Below are 8,718 nucleotides of genomic sequence, written 5' to 3'. Positions count from 1 at the left end.
GCCACGTCCACAAAGCGCTTGATCAGGGGGGCGACCACGCTGCGGTCGAAGGCCGACAGATCGCCGACCACTTCGCCATACGGCTCAACCGCATGTTGCGGTGCGAGAGCAGGCATGACGTCCGGAGATCCATCCAAACGCAGCATGGAGCAGCTCCTCGATCGGCGCGGCCAAGTGGCGGTTAAAAGTTTCTTAATGTGCAGTGCATAACAAAAACCAAGATGCTGTACAAGCTTGGCCGCAGCCGATTGAGTATGGCCGGCAGCGCCGGCGAACCGAAGTCAAAATACAGTAGAAATTTGTTATTTCGAAAATTGGTTCGCCCTCATAGCGGAGAGTAGTCCTATTGACCGACCGTTTCACGTATCCCGTCCCCCGGATGATCGTGGAGTTCAAGTCGTGCTGATCCTGTTTGTTGCGGCAACTCTCGTCGGTGGCGGGTTTGGTTTCATCCTAGGATTGAATTACGGTTGGACCTGGGCCATCGCAGGCGCACAACTCGGTGCGACCGCCGGAGTGATCGGCGTCGCCCTCGTCGCCAGACGTCCGTAATGACTACTGTGTTACTGCATCGCAACATAAAGTGATCGGGAGCTTGGCCGTTAAGGCGGCCGTGAAAACTACGCTGCACCGCAGCGCGACGCGGGTCAGCGCCCCGCCCGGAGCAGGTTCTGCGTGAGGGCGATCCAGTAGCCGGCCCCGAGGGGCAGGACATCATCGTTGAAGTTGTAGCCTGGGTGATGCAGCGGCTTGCCGGCGGCGGGACCGTCGGCCCCGAGCCAGGCATAGGCGCCGGGGCAGGACTCCAGCATGTAGGCGAAGTCCTCCGAAGCCATGGAGGGCGGCAGATCCTCCGGGCAGAGGGACACGCCCGGCGCCCGGCCCGCCGCCTCGCGGGCGACGGGCACCGCCGCGGCGGCGTTCACGGTGGCCGGGTAGCCGTCGTGGTAGGTCAGGGCGGCTGTCGCCCCGTGGGCGGCGGCGGTGCCTTCCGCGATCTCGCGGATGAGGGTGGCGACACGGGTGCGGACCGTCGCCCCGAGGCAGCGGACCGTGCCGCGGATGATCGCGGAGGCGGGGATGACGTTGTAGGCGTCCCCCCCGTGGATCTGGGTCACGCTGACGACCGCCGGATCGTGGGGCGAGAGGCGGCGGCTCACGATGGTCTGGAGCGCGAGGACGATGTCCGCGGTCACGACCAGGGTATCGATGCCGCGCTCGGGCATCGCCGCGTGGGACCCGGAACCCGAGACGACGATGTCGAAGGTGTCGAGGGAGGCCATGATCGGCCCAGGCCGTGTGGCGAAGGTACCGAGTGGCAGGCCCGGCCAGTTGTGCAGGCCCCAGATCGAGTCGCAGGGGAACAGGCGGAACAGGCCGTCCGCGATCATGGCCCGGCCGCCGCCCTCGCACTCCTCGGCGGGCTGGAAGATGACATGCACGGTCCCGGCGAGATCGCCCATGGCCGCGAGGCTGCGGGCCGCGCCCAGCAGCATGGCGACATGCCCGTCATGTCCGCAGGAATGCGCCACGCCGGGATTCCGGGAGGCGTAGGGCAGGCCGGTCTCCTCGGTGATCGGCAGGGCATCCATGTCGGCGCGCAGGCCGATGGTGGGCCCCGCACCCCGGCTCAGGGTGCCGACGACGCCGGTCCGCCCGAGACCCCGGTGGACGGCGAAGCCGCAGGCGGCGAGTTCCCGGGCGACGAGATCCGCCGTCCGGGTCTCGTGGAAGGCGAGTTCGGGATGGGCGTGCAGATCGTGCCGCCACGCCACCATCCGGGTCGCCAGATCCGCATCGATAGCCATTCTCGGTCGTCCCTGCCGGTATCGGGTCGTGAAGCCGCCCCCGTGACCCTGGGATCACGGGGGCGGCCTGTGGTCATCCTTGCCGCGCGGTCCCTTACAGGGGCGGGTGCAGGAAGAACTGCGCGATCAGGGCCGCGCCGAGGAAGGTTCCGGCATTGGCCATGAAGGAGACCACCACGATCCGCCAGCCCAGGCGGCGGAAGGCGGGAACGTCCCGGGCCACCGAGAGTCCCGCGAAGGCGAGGATCGGCGTGGCGAGGGCAAGGAAGTTGAGCTTGCCGGTGAGGGCGGCGACCTCGGCGGCGTAGGGCGTGCCGGGATAGGTCAGGGCCATGCCGATGATCGAGACCCACAGCACCGCCGGCAGCTTGCGGCCGCAGAGCAGGTAGATCAGCCACCCGGCCACCACCGTGCCGAGGATGATCCCCATGCCGAGGATCACCGACCGGTCGGGGAAGACGCCGTAGGTCAGCCAGTTGCCGATGAGGCCGTAGGCGCCGATCAGGATCCACGCCACCAGTGTCTCGGCGAAGCCAATCGGGGCCTCGCGATGGTCGGGGGCCTTGACGGCCTCGCCCGTGGCGACCTCCGCGGCCGGGTTGCGCCGGTTGCGGCCGAGGATCGGCTCCAGCCTGCCATAGGCCCAGATGGTGAAGGGCAGGGACAGGAACAACGTGAAGTAGGTACCGATGGTGGTCGTCACGAGGTTGCTCGCCGCCGCGAAGGTGGCGACCTCCTTGGCGACCTCGGGGGTCTGCTGTGCGGCGATGGCGCCCGAGGCCGCGGCCATCATGCTGCCGGAGCCGACCCCGGCGCCCATGGCCAGCGCCAGGGGGTTGAACAGGTTAAGGCTCGCCAGGAGCCCGGCCAGGAGGGCGATGAACACGGCGCCGAAGACGGTGCCGGTGAGGTACTCGGCCAGCACGCCGCGACCCTCGGGGGAATCCATCCCGTAGCGCTCGCCGATGATGGCGAGGCTGGGCTCGCGGCCCACCGAGAAGGTCGCACCGATCGCCTCCCTCTTGATGCCGAGCAGCAGGGCGACGGGCAGGCCGAACACCATGGTGCCGAAGAAGTGGCCGAACTCCTGGAAGACCAGCGCCCAGCCGGAGGCCAGGATCTTCGGCAGCGAGCCGCCGACGAGGAGCCCGAGCTTGGCGATGAAGATCAGCAGCGCCGGCTGCAGATAGGAGGCGGCGGCGGCCTGATGCGCGCCGGTGAGCCGGAGCGGTCCGGGCAGGCGGGGCGAGAGCAGGCCGAGGGCTCCGCCGATGAGCAGCGCCCAGAGCAGCGGCAGCAGGACGATCTTGCCCGCCCCCATCGGGATGCTGACATTGCCGATCGCCTCCGCGATGGCCACGATCACCAGGGCCACGAGGAACAGCTTGACCTTGCCGCCCCCCGACACCGTGGGCACGGACAAGGCCCCACCCTGCGCCAACACCTCGCTCGCCATCGTCCTGCTCCCCCTCTGCGCCCGCGCGGGCTCGTCACGGTTTCGAAAGGGCGAGCCCTTTCGCGGGTGCAGGGCTCAGGCCCTGCGCGGATCCAGGCTCGTCGATCCCGGACCCCACCGAAGGACCTGAGCCCTTCGGGATCCTCATGCCCGGATCAGCCCACGTAGCCGAAGGCGACGCCGGGATTGGCCGCCGTCTCGACCCAGATGCTCTTGGTCTGGGTGTAGGCCATCAGCGCCTCGCGGCCGGAGGACCGGCCGAAGCCCGAGCGGCCGAACCCGCCGAAGGGGGAGGCGACGTTGATCGTCTTGTAGCCGTTGACCCAGAAGGTCCCGGCCCGCACGCTCGCCGCGACGCGGTGGGCCCGGCCGACATCGCCGGTCCACACGGCACCCGCGAGGCCGTAGGGGGTGGCGTTGGCGAGGGAGACGGCCTCCTCCTCGCTGTCGAAGGGCAGCACGGCGAGGACCGGGCCGAACACCTCCTCGTTGGCGATCGCGGCATCGGGCGCCACACCGTCGATGATCGTCGGGCCGTAGAAGAACCCGCCCGTGTCGCGCAGGGCGTCGGGGCAGGCGCCGCCCGCGGCGACGGTGGCGCCGGCTCCAGCGGCCGCCGCGACCATCTCCGCGATCTTGTCGCGCTGGCGCCGGTTGTTGATCGGCCCGATCTGGGTGGCCGGATCGGTGGGCAGGCCCACCGGGATGCGGTTCGCCGCATGGGCCAGCCGCTCCACGACCTCGGCATGGACCGAGCGGTGGACGAGGAGGCGCGAGCCCGCCACGCAGCTCTGGCCCGCGCCGCCGAAGATCGCCGCCTGGGCGCCCAGCAGGGCACGGCCGAGGTCGGCGTCGGCGAAGACGATGTTGGCGGACTTGCCGCCGAGTTCGAGAACGCTCGGCACGATGTTGCGGGCCGCGCTCGCCGCGATCTGCGCTCCGGCCTCGGCGGAGCCGACGAAGACCACGAGCCGGGTGTCGGCATGGGCCACCGCCGCCGCGCCGGTGCTCGGGCCGCCGCCCGCCAGCACCGAGACGAGGCCGCGCGGCATCCCTTCGGCCTGGTCACAGAACAGGCCGAGGACGAGGGAGGTGAGGGGGGTCAGCTCGGAGGGCTTCAGCACCACGGCGTTGCCGGCGCAGATGGCCGGGGCGATCTGCCAGCCCGCCGTGAAGATCGGCGCGTTCCAGGGCGTGATCTGCACCACCGTGCCGAAGGGCTCGTGGCGGGTGTAGTTGAGGTGCGAGGTCGGCACCGGGATGACCTCGCCGTGGAGCTTGTCGCACCAGCCGGCATAGTACTCGAACATCTCCGCCACCTTGGCGACCTCGCCGCGGGTGTCGCGGATCGGCTTGCCGGCCGACAGGGTCTCCAGCTCGGCCAGCGCCTCGGCGTGGCGGCGGACGAGGGCGGCCACCGCCATCATCGCCCGGCCCCGGGCGGCGGCGCTCATGGCCCACCACGCCCGCTGCCCGTCGCGGGCGGCGGCCATCGCCGCATCGACCACGGCAGGGCCGGCATCGGCGAAGGAAGCCAGCACCTTCCCGTCGGCCGGGTTGACGAGATCGAGGCTCGGGCCGTTTCCGGCGATGACCTCACCGGCGATCACGCTGCCGATCCGGCCGCCCGGCAGCAGGTCGGAGAGGAGGTCCGCGAGGCGGGATGAGGCGGGGGAGGAGGTGGACATCGGGGTTACGTCCCTTACGGATGGCGATAGTCGGCCATGCGGGTGAAGTCGGCGGTGTCGGGGATGGCCTCGGCGGCCTCCCGCCAGATCCGGCCGACATGGGCGGAGAGGGGCAGGTCGACGCCGCTCTCCTCGGCGAGTTCGAGGGCGAGGCGCACGTCCTTGCGCATCAGCCCGGCGGCGAAGCCGCTGTCGAAGGTGCCGGGCACGACCCAGCGGGGCACCATCACCTCGCTCACGGCGGAGCGGCCCGTCGCGGTGTTGACCACCGCCACCGCCTCCTCCGCCGAGAGGCCCGCCGCCTGCGACAGCCGCAGGGCCTCGCCGGTGGTGACGAGGTGGGCCGCCACGAGGAGGTTGTTGACGAGCTTGACGATGTTGCCCGCGCCCGAGGGGCCGACATGGACCGCCCGCGCCGACATCGCCCTCAGGACCGGCTCGGCGAGGGCGAAATCCTCCTCCGCGCCGCCGATCATCATCGTCAGGGTGCCCTCGGCCGCGCCCGAGGGGCCGCCGCTGACGGGGGCGTCGAGCAGGGCGTGACCGGCCCTGGCGAGGCGCGCCGCCAAGCGGCGGGTGGTGCCGGGATCGGAGGTGGAGGTGTCGATCACGACGACCTTCCGGTCGCTCCGGGCCAGGAGCCCGCCCTCGGCGGTCGCCACGGCCTCGACGTCCCGGGCGTAGGGCAGGGAGAAGACCAGCGCGTCGGCGCGGCCGAGCAGGTCGTTCAGGACCGGCACGAAGGCGACGCCGGCCGCCTCGGCGGCGCCCCTGCGGCCCTCGCTGAGATCGTAGCCGAGGACCGTGAAACCCTTGCGCACGAGGGTCGCGGCCATGCCGAGACCCATGTTGCCCAAGCCGACCACGCCGACCGTTCGAATGTCCATGACGACTCTTTCCTTAGCCAGGAAAGGTATCGATCCGGGCAAGCGTTGCGACAACAACCGATTTTGGCACGAGACGTGCGAAAAACGGCAACGGTGTTCGGCGGACCCGTGCGGATGGGCTTCGACACCGTCCGTGTGGGCGCGGCGAAGCAATCCGGGGATGCGCCACATTCCGAAGCGCCCCGCTGCCCTCACTGGCTTCGCGATGTCCGCAAGGACGTAGGGGGTCCGGGCGACCTCAGCCGCCCGCGCGGAATGCCACGAGGTGTTCCGCGAGCCAGTCCAGCATCCGCCGCGTCCCCTCGGGCAGGCGCCGCCCGGTACGGACCACGAGGTGGGCGGTGGCCTCGGAGAGGATCACCTCACGCAGGGGCAGGGCGCTGAGTTCGCCGGTGCGCAACTCCGCCGAGACCGCGAAGCGCGGCAGGAAGCCGACCCCCATCCCGGCGCGCAGGAAGCGTCGATGCACCTCGAAGGAGGTGGTCTCCAGGCGGCCCATCAGGCGGAAACCCTCGCTCGCCTCGACCCGCCCGAGCAGCTGGCGCACGCCGTGGTCCGGCGGCAGCAGCACCGCCGGCTCCGTCGCGAAGCTGCGAAGCGCGATGGCGCCCGAGGTCCGGGCGAGGGGATGATCGGCCGGCAGAATGGCGTAGAGGGGCTGGCGCGCCGTCACCACGCCGCGCAGGTCGGGATGCGACGGAAGATTGTAAGCCAGCCCGATATCCGCATCGCCCTGGGCGATGGCCGCCTGGATCGTGTCGGTCGTGCCCGAGGAGACCTGGAAGGCGATGCCCGGATAGGCCCGCGAGAATCCCGCGAGGCCATTGTCGAGCAGGTCCACGAGGAAGCCACCGCCGCATTTCAGGCGGATCGTCCCCTGCTGCACACCGCGCAGGCGCTTCAGCCGGTCGTCCAGAAGGTCGGCCTCGTCCGCCTGCCGCTGGGCGTGCTCGGCCACGATCCGCCCCGCCTCCGTCGGCCGCACGCCCCGGGGCAGGCGCTCCAGCAGGATCTCCCCGCACTCCGCCTCCATCTCGATGATCTGGCGGCTCACCGCCGACGCGGCGACGTTGAGGCTGTCGGCGGCGGCCCGCACCGAGCCCGACCGGACCACGGCGAGGAAGTAGCGCAGCGCCCGGTCGTTCATCGCGTCCTCACCCCCGCCGCTCGATGGGCGCCACCACGGTGCGGATGGCGAAGCTCGATTGCAGGCGCGCCACGCCGGGCAACCGGGAGAGCACCTCCTTGTGCAGGCGCTCGTAGTCGGCGGCGTCGCGGACCTTCAGCTTGACCAGATAATCCGCGACCCCGGTCATCAGGTAGCAATCCTGCACCTCGGGGCAGCGGCGCACCGCCGCCTCGAAGCGGATCAGGAAATCCTCCGTCTGGCGGTCCAGGGTGAACTGGGTCAGCACCACGAGGCCCGTCTCCTCCGCCGGGCCGCCGATGATTGCGGCGTAGCCCCGGATGACCCCTGTCTCCTCCAGGAGCCGGACCCGGCGGTGGCAGGCGGAGGCCGAGAGGCCGACGGCGGCGGCGAGGTCCGCGTTGCTGATCCGTCCGTCGGTCCGCAGGACCTGGATGATGCGGCGGTCGATCCCGTCCACGACGCCTCTCGCAGAAACCACGAAAATCCCGCAGAGAATTGCACGGCAAAGCTTGTCTCGCAACGATCCACGGCTCTTCGCGGGGATATTCGACGATCCTTCGTATAGCGTAGCCGCATCGAGGGAGCGGGTTGCCATGGGCGTCGTGGATCGGGCCATGCATCGGATCGGAGAGGAGGCGACCCTGGCGGGCGCCGTCCTGACGGTCGATCTCTCCGCCATCGCCGCCAACTACCGGTTCCTCGCCGCCCGGGCCGGCACCGCCGCCTGCGCGGCGGTGGTGAAGGCGGATGCCTACGGGCTCGGCGCCGACCGGGTGGCCCCCGCCCTCCGCGCCGCCGGCTGCCGGCAGTTCTTCGTGGCGCAGGTGAACGAGGGCGTGGCCCTGCGCGCCATCCTCGGGCCCGGCCCCGGCATCGCGGTGCTGAACGGCGCGACGCCCGGCAGCGAGGCCGCCTGCCACGCCCACGGCCTCGTGCCGGTGCTGAACGATCGCGGCCAGGCCGAGGCGTGGCGGGCGCTGGCCCGGCGGCTCGGCGAGGCCCTACCGGGGATCCTCCAGGCTGACACCGGCATGGCCCGGTTCGGCTTCGCACCGACCGACCTGACGGCGCTCCTCGACGATCCGGGGGGCCTCGCCGGGATCGCCCCCGCGCTCCTGATGAGCCATCTCGCCTGCGCCGACGAACCGGAGAACCCGGCCAACGCCCGGCAGCGGGCGGTCTTCGACGGCCTGCGCGCCCGCCTGCCGGGCGTGCGGGCGAGCCTGTCCGCCTCCTCGGGCATCTTCCTCGGGCCGGAGTTCCAGGCCGACCTCGTGCGCCCCGGCGCCGCCCTCTACGGGATCGCGCCGCAGGCGGGGCGCACGAACCCGATGCGGCCGGCGGTCCGGCTCCAGGCCCGGGTGATGCAGGTCCGCACCGTCCCGGCCGGGACGCCCGTGGGCTACGGCCATACCGAGCTGACCACCCGCGACAGCCGTCTCGCCACCGTCGCGATCGGCTATGCCGACGGCTTCCCGCGCTCCACCGCGGGCGGCGAGGCGTGGCTCGGGGAGAGCCGCATGCCGATGGTCGGGCGCGTCTCGATGGACAGCATCGTCCTCGACGCCACCGATCTGCCGCCGGACGCGCTCCGGCCGGGGACGCCCGTCGATCTCATCGGGCCGAACCGCTCCGTCGATGCGGTGGCCGCCGCCGCCGGCACCATCGGCTACGAGGTCCTGACCGGCCTCGGCCACCGCTTCCACCGCATCTATTCCGGCGTGTGAGG

The 8,718-nt window shown here is 71.2% G+C and carries 7 protein-coding genes; 1 reads left to right on the top strand and 6 read right to left on the bottom strand.

The window, feature by feature from the left end; all coding sequences use genetic code 11:
* Positions 1 to 647: 647 nt before the first annotated feature.
* From MFF06_RS21520 to MFF06_RS21495, 6 genes are all read right to left on the bottom strand, one after another.
* Positions 648 to 1,808 carry a M20 aminoacylase family protein gene (locus MFF06_RS21520; RefSeq protein WP_238208000.1) on the bottom strand — a complete coding sequence of 387 codons (1,161 nt, stop codon included), beginning with the start codon at positions 1,806 to 1,808 and terminating at the stop codon, positions 648 to 650.
* A gap of 94 nt (positions 1,809 to 1,902) precedes the next feature.
* Positions 1,903 to 3,264, bottom strand: a complete 1,362-nt coding sequence (locus tag MFF06_RS21515; RefSeq protein WP_238207998.1) for a DUF3100 domain-containing protein — start codon at positions 3,262 to 3,264, stop codon at positions 1,903 to 1,905.
* Positions 3,265 to 3,419: 155 nt separating this feature from the next.
* Entirely contained in the window at positions 3,420 to 4,952 is a 1,533-nt protein-coding gene (locus MFF06_RS21510) for an aldehyde dehydrogenase family protein (protein WP_238207996.1), read from the bottom strand.
* A gap of 14 nt (positions 4,953 to 4,966) precedes the next feature.
* Complete coding sequence (locus MFF06_RS21505; RefSeq protein ID WP_238207994.1) at positions 4,967 to 5,839, bottom strand: NAD(P)-dependent oxidoreductase; 873 nt, start codon at positions 5,837 to 5,839, stop codon at positions 4,967 to 4,969.
* 238 nt (positions 5,840 to 6,077) lie between these two features.
* Positions 6,078 to 6,986 carry a LysR family transcriptional regulator gene (locus tag MFF06_RS21500; protein ID WP_238207992.1) on the bottom strand — a complete coding sequence of 303 codons (909 nt, stop codon included), beginning with the start codon at positions 6,984 to 6,986 and terminating at the stop codon, positions 6,078 to 6,080.
* Positions 6,987 to 6,993: 7 nt separating this feature from the next.
* Positions 6,994 to 7,446, bottom strand: a complete 453-nt coding sequence (locus MFF06_RS21495) for an Lrp/AsnC family transcriptional regulator (protein WP_238208009.1) — start codon at positions 7,444 to 7,446, stop codon at positions 6,994 to 6,996.
* 157 nt (positions 7,447 to 7,603) lie between these two features.
* Here MFF06_RS21495 and alr point away from each other — a divergent pair, with 157 nt between their 5' ends.
* On the top strand, positions 7,604 to 8,716 hold the full coding sequence (gene alr, locus MFF06_RS21490; RefSeq protein WP_238207990.1) for an alanine racemase: 1,113 nt from the start codon (positions 7,604 to 7,606) through the stop codon (positions 8,714 to 8,716).
* Positions 8,717 to 8,718: the final 2 nt, after the last annotated feature.

This window comes from Methylobacterium aerolatum (assembly GCF_022179085.1).
In the GTDB taxonomy this organism is placed as follows: domain Bacteria; phylum Pseudomonadota; class Alphaproteobacteria; order Rhizobiales; family Beijerinckiaceae; genus Methylobacterium; species Methylobacterium aerolatum.
This window is presented reverse-complemented; position numbering and strand designations above follow the sequence as displayed.

Coding starts and splice junctions, on each gene's coding strand:
- MFF06_RS21520 (WP_238208000.1), bottom strand. CDS start 1,808: ATGGCTATCGATGCGGATCTGGCGACCCGGATGGTGGCGTGGCGGCAC.
- MFF06_RS21515 (WP_238207998.1), bottom strand. CDS start 3,264: ATGGCGAGCGAGGTGTTGGCGCAGGGTGGGGCCTTGTCCGTGCCCACG.
- MFF06_RS21510 (WP_238207996.1), bottom strand. CDS start 4,952: ATGTCCACCTCCTCCCCCGCCTCATCCCGCCTCGCGGACCTCCTCTCC.
- MFF06_RS21505 (WP_238207994.1), bottom strand. CDS start 5,839: ATGGACATTCGAACGGTCGGCGTGGTCGGCTTGGGCAACATGGGTCTC.
- MFF06_RS21500 (WP_238207992.1), bottom strand. CDS start 6,986: ATGAACGACCGGGCGCTGCGCTACTTCCTCGCCGTGGTCCGGTCGGGC.
- alr (WP_238207990.1), top strand. CDS start 7,604: ATGCATCGGATCGGAGAGGAGGCGACCCTGGCGGGCGCCGTCCTGACG.